The organism is Lentzea californiensis (genome assembly GCF_024648825.1).
Lineage (GTDB): Bacteria > Actinomycetota > Actinomycetes > Mycobacteriales > Pseudonocardiaceae > Lentzea > Lentzea californiensis.
This window is the reverse complement of record NZ_JANBBE010000004.1, coordinates 375788-393145: the sequence shown is the minus strand read 5'-3', so window position 1 is coordinate 393145 and position 17358 is coordinate 375788. Positions and strand designations below refer to the sequence as shown.

Annotated in this window: 14 protein-coding genes and 1 tRNA gene; 6 read left to right on the top strand and 9 right to left on the bottom strand. The window is 66.1% G+C overall.

Annotated features, from left to right (window positions below; all coding sequences use genetic code 11):
• Complete coding sequence (gene ettA, locus LX88_RS18900) at positions 1-1677, bottom strand: energy-dependent translational throttle protein EttA (RefSeq protein ID WP_258949084.1); 1677 nt, start codon at positions 1675-1677, stop codon at positions 1-3.
• Positions 1678-2008: 331 nt separating this feature from the next.
• Complete coding sequence (gene ssb / locus LX88_RS18895; protein WP_258949083.1) at positions 2009-2332, bottom strand: single-stranded DNA-binding protein; 324 nt, start codon at positions 2330-2332, stop codon at positions 2009-2011.
• A 252-nt stretch (positions 2333-2584) separates the two neighbouring features.
• Here ssb and LX88_RS18890 point away from each other — a divergent pair, with 252 nt between their 5' ends.
• Genes LX88_RS18890 through LX88_RS18880 form a run of 3 tightly spaced genes read left to right on the top strand, consistent with a single transcriptional unit; the run spans position 2585 to position 4919 of the window.
• On the top strand, positions 2585-3196 hold the full coding sequence (locus LX88_RS18890) for a TetR/AcrR family transcriptional regulator (RefSeq protein ID WP_090071325.1): 612 nt from the start codon (positions 2585-2587) through the stop codon (positions 3194-3196).
• Entirely contained in the window at positions 3189-4112 is a 924-nt protein-coding gene (locus LX88_RS18885; protein WP_258949082.1) for an ATP-binding cassette domain-containing protein, read from the top strand. Before LX88_RS18890 ends, LX88_RS18885 begins: the two co-directional genes overlap by 8 nt.
• Before the next feature lie 9 nt (positions 4113-4121).
• Positions 4122-4919 carry an ABC transporter permease gene (locus LX88_RS18880; protein ID WP_258949081.1) on the top strand — a complete coding sequence of 266 codons (798 nt, stop codon included), beginning with the start codon at positions 4122-4124 and terminating at the stop codon, positions 4917-4919.
• 17 nt (positions 4920-4936) lie between these two features.
• Here the strand turns inward: LX88_RS18880 and LX88_RS18875 are convergent, their stop codons facing one another.
• Positions 4937-6868, bottom strand: coding sequence for a bifunctional copper resistance protein CopD/cytochrome c oxidase assembly protein (locus tag LX88_RS18875; RefSeq protein ID WP_258949080.1), 1932 nt, complete (start codon positions 6866-6868; stop codon positions 4937-4939).
• 35 nt (positions 6869-6903) lie between these two features.
• On the opposite strand from LX88_RS18875, the gene LX88_RS18870 reads away from it, so the two are divergent.
• Positions 6904-7428 (top strand): DUF3558 domain-containing protein, encoded by a 525-nt coding sequence (locus tag LX88_RS18870; protein WP_258949079.1) that lies wholly within the window; start codon positions 6904-6906, stop codon positions 7426-7428.
• Here LX88_RS18870 and LX88_RS18865 read toward each other — a convergent pair.
• A complete protein-coding gene (locus LX88_RS18865; protein ID WP_258949078.1) occupies positions 7406-8569 on the bottom strand; it encodes an MFS transporter in 1164 nt (387 codons plus the stop codon). The two genes, LX88_RS18870 and LX88_RS18865, sit on opposite strands and share 23 nt — an antisense overlap.
• 72 nt (positions 8570-8641) lie before the next feature.
• On the opposite strand from LX88_RS18865, the gene LX88_RS18860 reads away from it, so the two are divergent.
• On the top strand, positions 8642-9721 hold the full coding sequence (locus LX88_RS18860) for a LacI family DNA-binding transcriptional regulator (protein ID WP_258949077.1): 1080 nt from the start codon (positions 8642-8644) through the stop codon (positions 9719-9721).
• 129 nt (positions 9722-9850) lie between these two features.
• Positions 9851-9923, top strand: a tRNA-Arg gene (locus LX88_RS18855).
• Between the two features lie 56 nt (positions 9924-9979).
• Here LX88_RS18855 and LX88_RS18850 read toward each other — a convergent pair.
• From LX88_RS18850 to LX88_RS18830, 5 genes are all read right to left on the bottom strand, one after another.
• Positions 9980-10765 (bottom strand): DUF6339 family protein, encoded by a 786-nt coding sequence (locus tag LX88_RS18850; RefSeq protein WP_258949076.1) that lies wholly within the window; start codon positions 10763-10765, stop codon positions 9980-9982.
• A complete protein-coding gene (locus tag LX88_RS18845; RefSeq protein ID WP_258949075.1) occupies positions 10765-11661 on the bottom strand; it encodes a hypothetical protein in 897 nt (298 codons plus the stop codon). Before LX88_RS18845 ends, LX88_RS18850 begins: the two co-directional genes overlap by 1 nt.
• Positions 11658-13613 (bottom strand): hypothetical protein, encoded by a 1956-nt coding sequence (locus LX88_RS18840; RefSeq protein WP_258949074.1) that lies wholly within the window; start codon positions 13611-13613, stop codon positions 11658-11660. The genes LX88_RS18845 and LX88_RS18840 overlap by 4 nt, the downstream gene beginning before the upstream one ends.
• 98 nt (positions 13614-13711) lie before the next feature.
• Positions 13712-14710 (bottom strand): PD-(D/E)XK motif protein, encoded by a 999-nt coding sequence (locus LX88_RS18835; RefSeq protein ID WP_258949073.1) that lies wholly within the window; start codon positions 14708-14710, stop codon positions 13712-13714.
• Positions 14710-17280, bottom strand: coding sequence for a Z1 domain-containing protein (locus LX88_RS18830; RefSeq protein WP_258949072.1), 2571 nt, complete (start codon positions 17278-17280; stop codon positions 14710-14712). Before LX88_RS18830 ends, LX88_RS18835 begins: the two co-directional genes overlap by 1 nt.
• Between the last annotated feature and the right edge of the window lie 78 nt (positions 17281-17358).

The window sequence follows — 17358 nt, the reverse complement described above, 5'->3', positions numbered from 1 at the left end:
TCAGTCTCGTGTCAGCTTGCGGTACGTGACACGGTGCGGCCTCGCGGCGTCCGCACCCAGGCGCTCGAGCTTGTTCTTCTCGTAGCCCTCGAAGTTGCCCTCGAACCAGTACCACTTCGACGGGTCCTCGTCCGTGCCCTCCCACGCGAGGATGTGCGTGGCGACCCGGTCGAGGAACCACCGGTCGTGGGAGATGACCACGGCGCAGCCGGGGAACTGCTCGAGAGCGTTCTCCAGCGAGCCGAGGGTCTCGACGTCCAGGTCGTTGGTCGGCTCGTCCAGCAGGATCAGGTTGCCGCCGAGCTTGAGCGTGAGCGCGAGGTTGAGGCGGTTGCGCTCACCACCGGACAGCACACCCGCGGGCTTCTGCTGGTCCGGGCCCTTGAAGCCGAACGCGCTGACGTACGCGCGGGACGGCATCTCGACGTTGCCGACGTGGATGTAGTCGAGTCCGCCGGACACGACCTCCCACACGTTCTTCTTCGGGTCGATGCCGCCGCGGTTCTGGTCGACGTAGGACAACAGGACCGTCTCGCCGACCTTGACCTTGCCGGCGTCGGGCTCCTCGAGACCGACGATGGTTTTGAACAGCGTCGTCTTGCCGACGCCGTTCGGACCGATGACGCCGACGATGCCGTTGCGCGGCAACGTGAACGACAGACCGTCGATCAGGACCCTGTCGCCGAAGCCCTTCTTGAGCTTGTCGGCCTCGACCACGACGCTGCCCAGACGCGGGCCCGGCGGGATCTGGATCTCCTCGAAGTCGAGCTTGCGGGTCTTCTCCGCCTCAGCCGCCATCTCCTCGTAGCGGTCGAGACGCGCCTTCGACTTGGCCTGGCGGGCCTTGGCGCCGGAGCGCACCCACTCCAGCTCGTCCTTGAGGCGCTTCTGCAGCTTCTGGTCCTTCTTGCCCGAGATCGCGAGACGCTCGGCCTTCTTCTCCAGGTACGTGGAGTAGTTGCCCTCGTAGGGATGGGTCTTGCCGCGGTCGATCTCGAGGATCCACTCGGCCAGGTTGTCCAGGAAGTACCTGTCGTGGGTCACGGCGAGCACGGCGCCGGTGTACTGCGCGAGGTGCTGCTCCAGCCACAGGACGCTCTCCGCGTCCAGGTGGTTGGTGGGCTCGTCGAGCAGCAGCAAGTCGGGCTTGCTCAGCAGCAGCTTGCACAGCGCGACACGGCGGCGCTCACCACCGGAGAGCTTGGTGACGTCGGAGTCCGGCGGCGGGCAGCGCAGGGCGTCCATCGCCTGGTCGAGCTGCGAGTCGATGTCCCACGCGTTGGCGTGGTCGAGCTCCTCCTGGAGCTTGCCCATCTCCTCCATCAGCTCGTCGGAGTAGTCGGTCGCCATCAGCTCGGCGATCTCGTTGAAGCGGTCCAGCTTCACCTTGATCTCGCCCAGGCTCTCCTGGACGTTGCCGAGGACGGTCTTCTCCTCGTTGAGCGGCGGCTCCTGCTGCAGGATGCCCACCGTGTAGCCGGGGGCCAGGTAGGCCTCACCGTTGCCAGGTGTGTCCAGCCCCGCCATGATCTTGAGCACGCTCGACTTGCCGGCGCCGTTGGGACCGACCACACCGATCTTCGCGCCGGGGTAGAACATGATCGTGACGTCATCGAGGATGACCTTGTCACCGTGCGCCTTGCGCACCTTTTTCATGGTGTAGATGAACTCGGCCATGGCGGCGATCGTAGAGCGGTGCCCAGAGGCTCCTGACCTCGGTCGCCGACAAGCAGGCGCGCACGTCCGGATCGAGGGTCACGCGACTCGGTGACCAGCCCGTTCCGTTCGAACGTGAACGACTCTCGGCGATCGGTCCTCGGCGGCTCCGATCTACGAGCTTCCCTCCTTCGTGGATCTCGGTACGTGCATTCTTCTCCGGCGGTGCCGCCGGTTCGGGCGTGTTCCCGAAGTCCGGGACCGGGTTGCCCCGAACGGCTCAGAACGGAACGGGTTCCTCGGCGGGATCTTCTGCGGCCCGCGGTTCAACGAGCGGGGCGGAGCCCAGTGACTACACCCGGCTCAAGTCCAGCCCGACGTGCAACGCGTCGAGGCTGAACGCCTGCCGCTTCACGTCGTCCTTCTCGTAGTGACGGATCCGCAGCTTGCCCTGGACGATCACGGGGTCACCCTTGGACAGCGTGGTCTTCACGCTGTCGGCGAGCTTGCGCCAGCACGACACACCCATCCACAGCGTCTCCCCGTCCTCCCAGTCGCCGAGTGCCGTGTTGTACCGGCGCTCGGTCGAGTTGATGCGGAAGAACGCGTTCGTCTTGCCGTCCTCGCCGTGCTTGTACGTGATGTCGCTGACGACAGTGCCAACAACTGTGATCACGGTGGAATTCCAGGACATCGGGCTCGCCTCCAGGTCGCGGGGTTCTGGACCAGGTTGCTCCGGAGGCGGGTGGCCGGGGTGGGGTGGCGGCGGATCTGTGGACAACTCGCGGGTTGTGGACAGGTCGAGATCTTGAACGGCCTCGAACCGCGGAATCGTCGGGGATCCGTGCTAGGGCGACGCTGGAGCGAGACGAGTGAGTGAGCGCCCACTCATTGACATGAGTGAGTACTCACTCATACAGTTGCGGACGTGTCAGAGGAACCACGCCGCCGCCGCGCCCCCGCGATGAGCCCGGAAGACCGCCGCGAAGCGATCGTCCAGGCCACGCTGCCGCTCGTCGTGAAAGCCGGCGCGAACGTCACCACCAGCCAGATCGCCGCCGCGGCCGGAATCGCGGAAGGCACGGTGTTCCGCGTCTTCAAGGACAAGGCGGAGCTGCTCGACGCGTGCATCCAGCGCGCGTTGCACTCGGACGAAGAAGTCGCACGCCTCGAAGCGATCCCGGCGGACGTGCCGCTCGAGGAGCGGCTCACCGCGGGAGTGGCGACGTTCAGCGGCTACCTCGACCGCATGTGGGGTGTCATCGGCGCGCTGCGGGAGTCCGGCTACCAGCCGCGCGACGAGGACCACAAGAAGCACAAGGGACCGCCGATCGGCATGCAGCAGCTGTCCGACGCCGTCGCCGGCCTGTTCGGCGACGCGGAGCTGCGCGTCAGCCCCGACCTCGCCGGGCGGATGCTGCTCGGCGCCGTCTTCACGAACCGCATGGGCTCGGGCTTCGGCCAGACCGAGGCCGAACCCGCCGCCATCGTGGAGCTGTTCCTGCACGGAGCACTCAAAACAGGGGGAACAGATGTCTGAGCTCATGATCGAAGCCCACGAGGTGAGCAAGAAGTTCGGCGACGTGAACGCCCTCGACGGCGTGAGCGTCACCGCGAAGAAGGGCTCCGTCCTCGGCCTGCTCGGCCACAACGGCGCCGGCAAGACCACGCTGGTCAACCTGCTCACCACGATGCTGCCCCCGTCCAGCGGCACCGCGAGGGTCGCGGGGTTCGACGTCGTGAAGCAGAGCCACGAGGTCCGCAGCCGCATCGGCCTGACCGGCCAGTTCGCCGCCGTCGACGAGCAGCTCAGCGGCCACGACAACCTCGTCCTGATCGCCCGCCTGCTCGGCGCCAGCCGCAGGCAGGCCCACTCGCGCGCGGACGACCTGCTGGAGCAGTTCGACCTCGTCGACGCCGCCAAGCGCAACGCCAAGATCTACTCCGGCGGCATGCGGCGGCGTCTCGACCTGGCCGCGTCGCTGGTCGGCAACCCCGAGGTGCTGTTCCTGGACGAGCCGACCACCGGTCTCGACCCGGCCAGCCGCCTCGCGATGTGGGAGATCGTCGAGAAGCTCGTCGCGGACGGCACGACCGTGCTGCTCACGACCCAGTACCTGGACGAGGCCGACCGCCTGGCCGACTCGATCACCGTGCTGTCACACGGGAAGGTCGTCGCGTCCGGCACGAGCGCCGAACTGAAGGCCCAGGTCGGCCAGCGCACGGTCACCGTCACACTCGACTCGGTGTCCGAAGTGGACATCGCGCTGAAGGCCATCGGCTCCGTGGGGCTCAACCCGGTCGCCGAAGGCCTCACGCTCACGACCCCCGTCAGCGCGTCACGCGACCTTGCGACAGTCGTGCGCGCGTTGGACGACAACGGCTTGGAGGCGCACGAAATCGGCCTCAAGGAGCCAACTCTGGACGACGTCTACCTCACTCTCGCTGCGAACTAGGGGGAACTCATGGCGACTTTGACCTGGCACGGAAGCAGCTACCCGACGCAAGTCCTCGTGCTGACTGGCCGTTCTCTGCGCGCACTGCTGCGCACGCCCGCTCTCGTCTTCTTCAGCATCCTGCAGCCGTTGATCATGCTGACGCTGTTCAGCCAGATCTTCGGCAGCATCACGTCCACGGCGAACTTCCCGCCGGGCATGAGTTACATCAACTACCTGCTGCCCGCGATCCTCGTGAACACCGCGATGCAGTCCTCTCTCGCGTCCGGCATCGGGCTCGTGCAGGACATGTCGAACGGTGTGCTCGCACGGTTCCGTTCGCTGCCCATCCGCCCGAGCACGGTTCTGTTGGCGCGCAACCTGTCCGACGCCGTCCGCACGGCGTTCCAGCTGGTGCTGATGATCGCGTTCGGAATCCTGGTGTTCGGGTTCCGGCCGGACGGCGGCATGCTCGGCACCCTCGCCGCGCTGGGCCTGGCACTGGTCGTCGGCTGGGCGCTGAGCTGGGTGTTCATCGCGATCGCCGCGTGGGTGCGCAAGGCCGAGCTCATGCAGACCGTCGGCTTCCTGGCGATGTTCCCGCTGATGTTCGCGTCCAGCGCGTTCGTGCCGGTCAACGGCCTGCCGGGCTGGCTGCAGGCGATCGCGAAGGTCAACCCGCTGACCTACGCGGTCGACGCCGCCCGCAGCCTGGCGCTCGCCCACCCCGTCACGGGGGTGCTCGGCGCACTGGTCACGAGCGGCGCGATCGCGGCGATCGGCGCGTTCTTCGCGGTCCGCGGATTCCGCCGCCCGCTGTCCGTCTGATTCGTGTCCTTGCTGCGCTAACCCTTTCCGGCAATCTTCTTCAGCATCGCGTTGTAAGCCTCGAGGTCGGCTCCTCCATCGGAGTCGGCCTTGCGGTCGTACCGCTTCGCGTCACGGCCGTCCTGCCGCGCCCACTGCGTGAGCAGGGCGACCATGACCACCAGCAACGGGATCTCGCCCGCGGCCCACGCGATGCCGCCACCGAGCCGCTGGTCCTCCAGCAGGTTCTGCACCCACGGCAACGCGAGGCCGCGGTAGAACTGCTCGCCGATGACGTTCGCGGAGCTCATCAGCACGACGCCGAAGAACGCGTGGAACGGGATCGACGCGAACAGCAGCCCCAACCGGCCGAGCGGCGGCAGCTTGTTCGGCGACGGGTCCACGCCGATCACGGGCCAGTAGAAGACGTAGCCCGCGAGGATGAAGTGCGCGTTCATCGCGAGGTGCGCCCAGTGGAACGGCAGCGCGGCCTCGAAGAGTCCCGAGAAGTACAGGGCGTAGAAGGAACCGACGAACAAGGCCAGCGCCACGAAGGGGTTCGTCAGCAGCCGCGCGACCGGTGAGTGCACGAAGGCCAGCACCCACTCCCGCGGCCCCGGCACCTCCTTGTTGACCGGCAGCGCGCGCAACGCCAGCGTGACCGGTCCACCGAGGACGAACAGGATCGGCGTCAGCATGGACAGCACCATGTGCGCCTCCATGTGCACGCTGAACATCGCGGGCGAGTACCGGCCCATGCCCGACGACGTCGCGAACAACAGCGAGAAACACCCGCACAGCCACGCGACGGTCCGGCCCACCGGCCACTTGTCACCGCGCTTGGTCAGCCTGCGCACGCCCAGGACGTAGAGCAGCGCGAGAGCCAGCGCCGCGGTGCCGAAGACCAGGTCGAAGCGCCAGTCGAACAGGATGGCCGCGAGCGTCGGCGGGCCGTCGAGGTCGTAGCCGATCGCGATCTCCGTGCGGCTGGGCAGCTCGGTGCTGCCGCCGGGAGGAGGCGTGCGGGCCAGCGCCACGGCCAGGCCGATGGTGAACATCATCAGCAGGACTTCGAGACCGGCGAGCTTGAGCAACGCGTGCGGCTTGCCGTCGACCACGCCCTTCACACCGCGTTCGCGCTGGAAGTAGCCGAACACGCCGAGCAGCAGCAGGCACGCCAGCTTGCCGAGCGTCAGCCAGCCGTACGTGGACGTCACGAGGTCGGCCGGTGTGATGCGCACCAGCGCGTTCACCACACCCGAGACGGCCATCACGATCCAGCAGACCAGCGCGATCTTCGAGAACCTCGTCGCGGCGAGAGGGAGGTGCGCGCCGCCACGCCTGCCGTGCGCGAGCAACGCGATCAAGCCACCCACCCACAGCACCGCGGCGACGAGGTGGAACAACAGGCTGTTGGTCGCCATGTCGTGCGAGCCGCCGGACGACGAGTGTCCTGTGACCGCGACCGGGACCAACGCGAAGATGGCACCGAACAGCAGGACCGTCGTCCATCCCCACGACAGCACCAGACGGCAGCCCAGTGCGAGCAACGCCACGATGATCGCCGTCAGGAGCCACGCCTTCGACTGCTCCAGCAGCATCGCCGTCGCGATCATCTGGCTGAAGCTGAACGAGCTCACCGGACGGTCGATCGCGGCCGCTGTGGTGAACGGCACTGACAACAGGGCGCCCACGAGCCACACGAGCGCGAACCACCCGGCGGTGCGCATCGCGGCGTAGCCGTCCGCTGCGAGAGTGCCGGACTTCTGCGGTGGCACGAGGAACGCCGCCAGCAACAACGAGCCGATGGTCACCACCGCGCCCATCTCGGTCAGCACTCGCACGATCTGCACCCCGGCTGGGGGGTCGCTCTCGAACGAGCTCAGCACGACGGCCGCGATGGCCGCCACTGCGAAGCCGATGACGACGAGGGGCACCAAACCCGTTCTGGTGGAGCGTTCGATTGCCACGCCCCGGAGCCTACGACCCTCTAGTGTTGCGCCGTGTGAGACGTTCTGTCCTTCTCCTGCTCGTGCTGCTTCCGCTGACCGGTTGCACGTACTCCATCCAGGGCGAACCCATCGCGGCACCGCTTCCGCCGCTCGCCATCGAGACGCCGCGCAAGACCGCCGGCGTCGACCCGTGCGCCCTGGTGACGGAGAAGGACCTCAAGCCGCTCGGCACGCTGAAGTTCAAGCCCGTGCCGCGGACCGAGTTGGCGAACTCGTGCCTGTACACGCTCAACGAGGGCCCGTACGTGATGGTGGCGGTGCCCTACCGGTCGTTCGACGAGTCGAAGAAGTCCCAGGCGGACGGGCGCGAGATCGAGACCGCCAAGCACGCCACGTGGCTCAGCTGCTCCCGGCCGTCCTCGGACAAGGACATGGTGTGCACGGCCACCATCGCCGTGACGCGCGACGAGTCGTTGCTGGTCGCCGTCGGCATGGGCGGCGACGCCACCGAGAGCACGGCGAGCAAGGCGCTGGAGCCGATCCGCCGGGAAGCGCTCAAACGGATGCCGCCTGCCTAGCAGCCCTCCTGGCCAGCAAGGTCGTAGGAATGATCAGCGCCGTGACGAGCGCCACGAACCCGAGTGAGACCACGAGAGAGCTGACGTGCGCGAGCCCGCCCACGATCGGCGGCCCCGCGAGGAACCCGGTGTAGGCGATCGTCGTCACCAGCCCGAGCTCACGCTCGCCACCGCTGCCGTCCGCACGCTTGCCGATCTCGCTCGCGAGGTCCATGACCACGGGGAACGAGAACGCGAGCCCCAGCCCGGCCAGGCCGAACCCGACGTAGCCGGCCGCGGGGAACGGGACGACCACCGCGAGCGCCAGCCCCGTCGCGGCCAGGCCTCCACCCGCGGCGAGCAGGCGGTGCGGGCCCAGACGCCGTTGGATCGGTTCGCCGAACCACCGTGAGAGCGCCATCGTGACGGAGAAGCCCGCATAGGCGTATGCGCCCGCCGCGTCGCCCATTCCACGCTCACGCACCATGAACAACGCCGACCAGTCCGCCGCCGCCCCTTCCGCGATGGCACTGCACAGCGCGACGCTCGCCAACAGCCAGAGGACAGGGCTCTTGAGCACGTTCGCTCGTTCGGTGACTTCTTCCCTATGACGCTCCCCTACTCCTCCGGGGATGCTCTTGGCGATGAGCGCGGTCACCAGCACGCCGGCAACCGCCGCCAGGACGAAGTGCTTCATGGGCGTCCAGTGCGCCTGAGCGGCCGCGGCGCTGCCCAGCGACCCGATGAGCCCGCCCACGCTGAAGCCGGCGTGGAACTGCGGCATCAGCGGCCGTTGCAAGGCGCGGACGACGACGACCGCGGCGATGTTCATCGACACGTCCATCGCCGCGACGCTCGCTCCCAGCGCGATAAGCGTCAGTCCGAACTGCAGCGGTGACTGCGACAACGCGAGCACGGGCAGAAGCAGCGGACTGAGGAGGCTGCTCGCTATCAGGACCCCACGCGACCCGTAGACCGCGCAGATCCGTGCCGCCAGCGGTGCCGTGAACGCCAGACCGGCGCTCGCCCCGAGCAACGCCAGGCCGAGGCTGCCCACCTCCGCGCCGGTCTGTTGCGCGAGCGCGGGCACGCGGGAGGCCCAGGTGCCGAAGACAGCGCCGTTCAAGAGGAAGACGACGAACGTGGCCAGGCGTGGGGACATGCGCTCCAGCATGACTGAAGCGCTTCAGCAGCGCCAGCGATGGGGGTGCGATCTCTCGCATACGATGCGTCCGTGGACTCCGACCGCCGACGCAGGCCGACGCTGGACACCGTCGCCGCAGCCGTCGGGGTCTCCAGGGCAACGGTGTCGAACGCGTACAACCGGCCTGATCAGCTGTCGTCGACACTGCGCGAACGCATCCTCGAGACAGCGCGTTCCCTCGGCTACTCGGGCCCCGACCCGGTGGCCCGCTCACTCGCGACCCGTTCGTCCGCCGCCGTGGGTTTCATGCTGCCGCAGGGCCTGTCCGGCGCGTTCTCGGACCCGGCGCTCTCGATCGTGCTCGACGGCCTGGCCCAGACCGTCGACGGCCACGACCACAGCCTCGTGCTGATGCCAGGCGACTCCACGGGCGGTCCGCGTCCATCGATCGTGTCGCGCGCACAGGCAGACGTGATGGTCGCCTACTCACTACCCGACTCCGCCCCGGCGTTCGACGCCGTCGCCGCCCGCGGACTGCCGCTGGTGGTGATCGACCAGCCGGTGCTGCCGGACTCAGCGCGAGTAGAGGTGCAGGACTACACCGGCACATGCGCGGCCGCGGCACACCTCCTCGCCCTGGGACACCTCAGGTTCGGCATCCTGACGTTCGCACTGCACCCGGACGGCCTATCCGGACCGGTCTCACACGAGCGCCGTTCGGCCGTGCCGTTCCGAGTGAGCCGAGACCGCCTGGGCGGCTACCTCGACACTTTGGAAAAAGCCGGGGTGGAACCGGACAATGTTCCGGTGTGGGAGGCCCGCGGCAGTGATCGCGAACTCGGACGTCTAGGCGCGCGGTGGCTACTCACCCGCACGCCGCGCCCGAGCGCTTTGCTGTGCACGTCCGACCAACTGGCCTTCGGAGCCCTCCAAGCAGCCCGAGACCTGACGCTCACCGTCCCGGGAGACATCTCGATCGTCGGCTTCGACGACGTCCCCGAAGCGGCCTACAGCGACCCGCCGTTGACTACCGTGCGTCAACCCCTGGCTGACAAGGGCCGCAGAGCCGGCGAGCTGGCACTGAAATTACTGGCCGGCGGAAGACCGCCACGGCCAACGAGACTCGACGTTTCCCTCGTGGAGAGAGCCTCAACGGCCCCACGAAAGTGATCCGTGTCACGTTTAGACAGTTTTCGTAACCCGTTTGGACGTAGGGCCGAAACAGTCGATCGACTTCGGACGATGTGTCCGGTGGGGGCACCGGTGGTCGCACTTCGTGGCGGCCTTCGCACCCCTCCAGCCTCTGTAGCTCAGTGGAGAGAGCGAGGGACTTCTAATCCCGAGGTCGCAGGTTCGAATCCTGCCAGGGGCGCTGGTAAGTGGTACGTGGAGAGGGTCTGCCGTCATGACGGCAGACCCTCTCCACATCTAGACGCCCGCCATCTCAAGCTCACGCCGCTTCTTCTCGCGCAGAGCCAGAACACTGTCGTGTGCGGCACGCACCAACTCAGCATCCAGCTGGCTGTCCTCCATCGCCTCGAAGCACATGAACGGCGCGAGCCTGAGCAAACGCTTCAGGAAGTCGCGAAGAACCTCACGCTCGCTCACGCCGCTGCGCTCCAGCCCACCCCACACCCGCAGAATTGCCTTCACCAGGTAAGGGCTCCCGCCCAACGCTTTGCGGCGAGCGTAGATCTGGTCGAACGCGGCTTCTCCCAGAATCGCCAGTGCCGCGTAGGGGTCCTGCTCGCTCGGATCGTGGACGAGGTGCGCCCGCCACCAGAGCCGACCAAACACGTGACGGGTGATGTCGGACGCCTGTACGCGGTCAGGACCTGGGGCCGGATAACGCCAGTAGGCGACATCCGGGAGGAGCACCAGCGACAGGAATGCCCAGACGTCTCCGGACGCCGCTTCTGCCGGCACCAGCCCCATCTCGCTGTGCAACATCTCCGCAAGGGCCAGGTCGAAGCTGGCTCGGGCGGCCTGATCGGACGCGCCTGGATAGCCCGCCTCTGTGGCCAGTCCGACCACCTTGGTCCGTAGTGCGGTGAGCTCGGCTGAGCCGACACGGTCTCCACCTGTTGCCACGAACACGGCAGAGAGGTGGGTCACGTCATGGCGCAGGGTGAGTTCGGGCAGGTCCAGATCGCGGTACTCGTTGTGGAGTGCCTTGGCGTGCCAGGGCAGAAGGCGGGGATAAAGGCGGCTCATCACGCCTCCTCGAAGATGCTCACGGCGGCCTGAATCTCGGACGCGAAGAGGCTCGGGGCCTGGTCACGTCGTCGGCGAAGATGCTGAACAGATGTGTGCGGGAAGAGGTTGGACAGCAGGTTCTGGAGCGTCGCGCCCAGGCTGTCCTCCGCGTAGTCGCTCTCCTCGCTGAAGTCCGGGTCCGCTATCGCGTGCTCGATCATGGTTCTGGCGATGTCGGCGTACGCCGCGGACAGGTACACCTTGTCGATCGCCCTGGGCGACGCGGCGTTCTGGAAGGCGGCCACCACCGCCTTCTTCTGTTCGTTGACGAGCAGGAGCAAGGCTCCCATCGTGGCGGTGTTCAACTCTTCGCTGAGCTGCACGTGCCACGCGGCATCGGCAGGGAGCGGCGTGGACGCGAAGTCGACCACGGCGATGGGGAACTGCGGTGCGTCGCCTTGGAGGTGCAGGGCGCGTTTGTTCGTCCACAACACCGAACCACCGCGGCGTGGAGCCGCGATCGAACCGGTCTCCTGCGCTTCTGCGAGTACCAGCTGCGTGTCGAGGGTGAGCAGCCCTCCCAACTGGGTACCGGACAGTTCGATGTCCAGGACGACGTTGTGGGCCCCTCCTCCGGACAGGGAGGCCCGCTGGGCCGTCCCACGCAGACCTGATCCGGTCGCGGTCCACACGACCACGAGCGACAACCGGGCTTCCGGTGACAATCCTGTCGACGAGTACACGGCGTCCAGGTCGACATGAACCTCGTTCCTGAGTCTGAGGCTCATCTGGTAATCCCAGTCCGGCAACGCCTCTGGCAGGTCGACGCTCTCACCGTCTACGACAAGCATCCACTGCTGTGCCTTGACGGCCTCGTCGCCCGGCGTGCGGTACGGAAGTGCTCTGCGACTCACCTCGCCACCTCCGCACGCTTCACAGCGACGCCGATCTCGGTCACCGTGTCAGGCGCGGGAACTACCAGCAGCCGCCAGATGCCCGGGCCTCCCGAGACGACGAGGTCGTTCGTGCGGTCGAGCAGTCCTCGTTCACTCTCCCAACCGAAGAACTCCGGTCGAGCCGCGCCGATGGGGGGATCCATCTCCCGCACACCGTTGCCCGGCAACAGGATCGCCAGTTGGGGCGAGACCTGTTGTGTGCCGGGCACCGGCAACCGGAACTCCTGCACCAGAACCACGTTTCCGTCGCGGATCTCGTAGTAGGGCTCGGCGACGTACTGCACCTTCGGGCGTGCGGCCGGCGGCTGTGGTCGAGGTGCCGCAGGGAGCGTGCCGGCCAGAGAATCCCAGCCAGGCCGCGCGTCCTGCGTCGGCATGTCCGGTCGAAGCCCGGTTCGATCATCGGGAACCTCGTCGCCACCGGGATACCGTCCGCCGTCCCAGGCAGGCGTGTCAGGCACAGGATTCGAGCCCGGCGAGAGAGTTTCGGCCACGAACACATCGCGCCTTTCCGGCTCCCACTCGACGTCCTCGTCGTCGTTCTGCGCCACCGGGTTCACCTTCGGCTTCCCGAATCGGACGCCGCCGCCGATGCCCCACGATCCGGTCACCAGACTGGAGAACTCCCTGCTCGCCGCGCCTAGTGGCACCTCCGCGCCAGGCGACCTGACCTTGTCGTTGATCGCGACGAGTGCGTCGAGCTTCTCCTTCAAGCGTGTGAAGGCGACCCTCACGAAGGTTTTGTCTCGGCCCTCCAACGATTGCCACGCCCAGGCGTCGTGAGTCGGCGGCTCGGACGAAGCGAACGTCGCGTCCATCTCCTCCGTCACGCGGAACACACCGGCATAGGACAGGTACTCCGCAGCCGGTTTCGGACCTTGGTGGTAGGTCACGACGAGTTCAGCGGTTCGCATCAGACAGACGTGGTGAACCGTCTTCTCGATGCCCATCCCGGTGGCGGCCGGCGTGGGTTCCAACGGCAACGCGGGCCGCTTCTCCAGCCCTAGCCTGCCGAGCACGCGCCTCGGATTGAACGACTCGAGCACGTGGCCCTTCTCCGCCGAGCACATGTTCTCGTACGCCTCGACGAAGAGGTCGATCGGTCGAGTGTCCCTGGGGTCCGGGACGGTGACCTCAGACCCCTGATGCCGCACGGAGAAAGTCATCGGTGGCCGCTCGTCTGCAACGGACAGCATCTTCGGCCACAGATTCCACAGGATGGCGTCGGCCAGGTAGTCAGTCGCCTCGTGCGGTTCGCGGTCACCGAGTTCGGGATCAATCACCACGATGCTGGTCCCGGTCTCATCTGCTTCGAAAGCGCGCAGGCCGAGCCTGTAGGCCATCATCTCCGCGTCTGGGCCGGTCAGAGGCTCTACGACATCGGCCTTCCTGTTTCCCCACCAGTGACGCCCTGTGTAGCGCGTCGCCTTGGAGCCGTTGCCCTTGACGTGGCTCTGCCAGAGAGCACACCCGATGAGCCGGGTCTCGAATCCGCCTTCGACACGGCACCGGGTGTGCACGAGCACAGCACCGGATTTTGCGATCAAGTAGAAGATGCCCTTGCCGAAGCCGTAGGTGCCGCCGCCGTGGGCGGTGTCCCGAGGCTCACCGATGTTGCGCACGAAGGAGACGAAGTCGTGGTCCTGGGTGACCGCGCTGTCCGCTCGCGTCGGTCCGCCCAGTCCGCTGGTCCCCCGATCCGAGATCGTCAGGATGTCGATCGTCGACGCCGACAACGACGCTCTGAGCGGCAGATGTTCGGTCTGGGGTGCGTCCCGCAGGAGCTCATCACGCCAGACCGGAGCGTGAGCGGCGCCGACCGTCTGGTAGTCGATCCGGTAGTCGACGGTGTGTCCAGGAAGCCTTGCGTCCCAACTGTTCTGAGCAGACTCCCGCACCAGAACGGTCAAGAGGTCCAGCTCTGGACGGCCGAGCTGGTTGCGGATCCCTTCGGCAGCACTCGCTCCATCGGGCGGAAAGGGCTGTGAGTACCACGCGGCGTTGTTCATCAATTCCCCCGAAGGATCTCGGCGAGGCGATCCTCGATCTGCGACTTGTTCAGCGGCTGCGTCGCGACGGTGTCCAGGTCCACGGTGTAGTGAACGTCTCTGACGGACTCCGGAATCGACTCGGAGCGAACTCGTGGGAACGAGTCGTCGATCTCGTACCACCGCTCCTCGTGAACGATGAACCGAACATCTCGGTAGAGGTCCGCGTCCACCGGCCGATAGCCCACCATCGACAACTTGGTGAAGAAGCCGCTCTCGTCGTCGGCAAGTCGCCTGATCTGATCGAGCAGGTCCAACAGTCCCGCGCCCTGCCCCTGTGATCGGGAGAGCCTGAACCACACAAGGTCGAGGTCACCTCCCGCAGGTACCTCCAGCTGTGCGGCACCGTGAACGCGAAATCTGCGCTCTTCCGGAGCAAGCGACGACTTGACCTCGATGGCGTGCCCTTCCGCGACGAAGTCGTGTCGGGCACCATTCGGTCCGAACCACCAGTCGGTGGCGGTCGGCCACGACTCCAGCAGCCTCTTGAGCACGAGGAGCTCGCCGAACAGTCCGGCGAGTTGTTCGGGCCCGAGCTCCGAGGACGACTTCTGGAACAAGGACCGCCACCGGTTGAGCACCGAGTACAGCGCCTTCAACGGTCGGTCCGGCTTCGCCTCAACGGCCTGAAGCACGTCCACGCACAGACTCGTGAACACGTCGTTGAGATCGGTTCGTGTACAACACAAATCGGCGTACCGAACGTAGGACGCCTCGTCTTCGAGAGGTCGTTCCCTCAGGCGCAGTGCCGATCCGTCTCCACTCGTCCGCACGTGTTGCGTCGAGGACAACGGCACGAGCAGGTGGCGGAGTCCTTCGTGGTCCATGGCCGCGTTGAGACTCCCGTTGTCCGAAACGGACGGAAGTCGGGACGTTCGAAGCCTGTTCGGGGCGGAGGCCACCTCTTGTTCGAGCTTGTTCCAGTGCTCGTCCAACAGGCTTCGGAGATGGTCGGCCATCACCTCTCCTCTTCGTACAGGCTGGTGAGGTCTTCCTCCTCGATGTCGACCTTCGACAGGTCCGCGCTGACGTACGTCCACTTGACGGCGTTGTCCTGACCGCTCGGCTTCGGGAACACCAATCCGACGCCGATGGCGTCCTCTTCCAAGCCGAGCGGATCACGATGCGTCTTGTGAGGCTTGGAGTCCTTGTCGATCGCGTAGAGAACGAGGAGTCCGGTCGATGGCGACTGGGAACGACGCAGATCCTCGATCTCTCCCTCGCTCAGGCCGCTCTTGCTCTTGGGTGTCCGCAGGTCGATGGCCGCGTCCCTGCGGCTCATCAACGTCTTGATGTCGACGGTTCCGTCGGTGATGGCTCCCGGCAGTCGAGCGCGGGTGTTCTGTCCGATCTCGACGCCGGACGCGAACTCGAAGGACCTGGTGTTTGGCTTGCCCAACGGGTTACCGACGATCGCGACGTTCCATCGACGCAGCGCCGAGGCCGCGGTCACGCGCTTCTTGATGTAGGCGGAGATCAGGCCCGCGTCGCATTCCTGGGACCTCTCATGGAACTCGTAGGTCTCCAGGAAGTCCAGAACCCGCTCATGATCGACATCGCGGAACAGGAACCGTCCAGCAGGCACATCGGAATCCTGGAACGCCCCGTCGGCGATCGAGCCTGCGACAAGACTCTTGGCCGCCTGCTGGTTGTTCAACAACCACTTGGGGTCCGTCTTGAAGTACCTGGTCTGAATGCGCTGCCCGCCGTAAGCGAACTCCGCCTTGACGGCGTCCTTCATCTTCGCCGCCGCGGTGACTCTCAGCTTCGGATGGGTCCTGAGCCGTACCGCGAACTGCAGCGGTGTCTTGTCCTCGACCATGTAGACATCGACGTCACGCCGCATCTCGTTCTCCACCGTGGCGAGATGGCGGAACCAGTCACGAAGCTCGACGGTCATCCAGATCCGGGGCAAGTCCGCGTAACCGTTGCGATATCCGAACCAACGCCCCATCTGCAGCAGCGTGTCGTACGCCGAGACGGCCCGCACGAAGTAGCTCACCGCCAGACCTTCGAGAGTGAGGCCACGGGACAACGTGTTGCCGCCGACCGCGATGGCGGTGACCGGACCGCCCTCGTAGTCGAGCCTGTCCTTGCTGCTCGAGTTGTCCATGATGATCCGACACGACCGGATGGCCTCCGCCAGCATCGGCTCGAGTTCGCTGAACTCCAGTGTGCGTTCACCGAAAGCCGCGGCGTCGACTTTGCCGGTCTCCTTTTCCCAGATTTCACGGAACTCGTCGAGCAGGCCCCGATCGCCTGCTTCGACCGCTTGCAGGCACTTCTCTCGCAACCCTCGAAGCGGTGGACCGAAACTGTTGTGCACCGAGGTGTTCACACTCGTGTGGATCAGCATGGTGCAGTGGGCCTTGCCGGTGCCGCGCACACGCCGAGCCGCCGTGGTCAGCCAGAAGTAGAGAATCGCCTGGCGGAGACTTCCGGAGATCGTAGGCATGAAGCCGTCGACGTCCGTCTTCGAGACGGGCCGGACGAGGTGCACCTCGTCATCGGGCACATCACGGATCATGTCATGCCCGTCGAAGACGTCTTCCGGATCCTCGCCGTCCAACGCGTCCCGACCGAACAGCACCTCGGTGCCGAAGTGACCCTCCGGTTGGGGCAGGTTGACGATGAAGTCCTTGGGATAGAGGTCTTCTGGCACCGACGGGTCGATCAGGAGGTTCGCGAACGGCGTGGCCGTGTAGCCGACGTACGCGGACTTCGGCAGCCGGTTGAGGATCCGGCAGATCAAAGGGTTGATCGTGCCGGTCGCGACCGTGGCCTGGTCCGCCTCGTCGTCGATGATCAGCGCGGGGCTGTCGCGCAGATGTTCCTTCGCGGAAGCGAGCCACTGGTCGAACTTCTCGAGCACGGCCCGGTTCTTCTTTATGACGCACAGGACGTGCTGCTTGTTGGCCGTGGCGAAGTACGCCGTGGCGTTGGCGGGCGGAGAGAAGTCCTTGTCCGGGTCGGTGAGCTGCATCCAGCCCGAGGGGTTGGGCCTGACCAGCTGCTGCTCCAACCGCAACTGCGTTTGCCTGCGCAAACCGTTGTGGATACCCGCCAGCACGATGAACAACTTGTACCCGCGATCGGCGGCTTTGGCCATGACCGCGGTGAAGTTCGTGGTTTTACCTGATTGAACGTACCCGACGACCAAGCCGCGAGCGGAGAACGCCTTTTCCTTCGGATGACTGAGCATCGAGACGACCTTGGTCGACGCCGTGTCGAGATTATCGATCGACGACTCGGACCATCCGTCCTTGACCAGCAGGCCCTTGATAGCGGGCCAGCACTTGTCCTTGGGACGAGGTCCGGTGTACCAGGTGAAGCGATTACCAAGGACTACCGACCTCGGCTCCTCACGTTCCTTGATCTTGATCGTCTCTTGTTCGTGACGATCCCTGACCTGTTGCAACAGCTCCTGCTCGACGCTGAGGATCTCCATCTTTTTGATCGCCTCGTCCGGCGTCCCGGACTCGAGCAAATCCATGAAGACGTCGTACACCTGATCGAGCTTGGACGACACAGATCCTCCACCAGTGCGGGCAGAACGCGTTTCCGAGGCGCTTTTGAGCGAATACGCCCCAGGCCTCTCATCTGCCAA

What these genes read in the sequence shown, in the direction of transcription:
- ettA (WP_258949084.1), bottom strand. Translation starts at nt 1,677, where the DNA reads ATGGCCGAGTTCATCTACACCATGAAAAAGGTGCGCAAGGCGCACGGT.
- LX88_RS18885 (WP_258949082.1), top strand. Translation starts at nt 3,189, where the DNA reads ATGTCTGAGCTCATGATCGAAGCCCACGAGGTGAGCAAGAAGTTCGGC.
- LX88_RS18880 (WP_258949081.1), top strand. Translation starts at nt 4,122, where the DNA reads ATGGCGACTTTGACCTGGCACGGAAGCAGCTACCCGACGCAAGTCCTC.
- LX88_RS18865 (WP_258949078.1), bottom strand. Translation starts at nt 8,569, where the DNA reads ATGTCCCCACGCCTGGCCACGTTCGTCGTCTTCCTCTTGAACGGCGCT.
- LX88_RS18850 (WP_258949076.1), bottom strand. Translation starts at nt 10,765, where the DNA reads ATGAGCCGCCTTTATCCCCGCCTTCTGCCCTGGCACGCCAAGGCACTC.
- LX88_RS18835 (WP_258949073.1), bottom strand. Translation starts at nt 14,710, where the DNA reads ATGGCCGACCATCTCCGAAGCCTGTTGGACGAGCACTGGAACAAGCTC.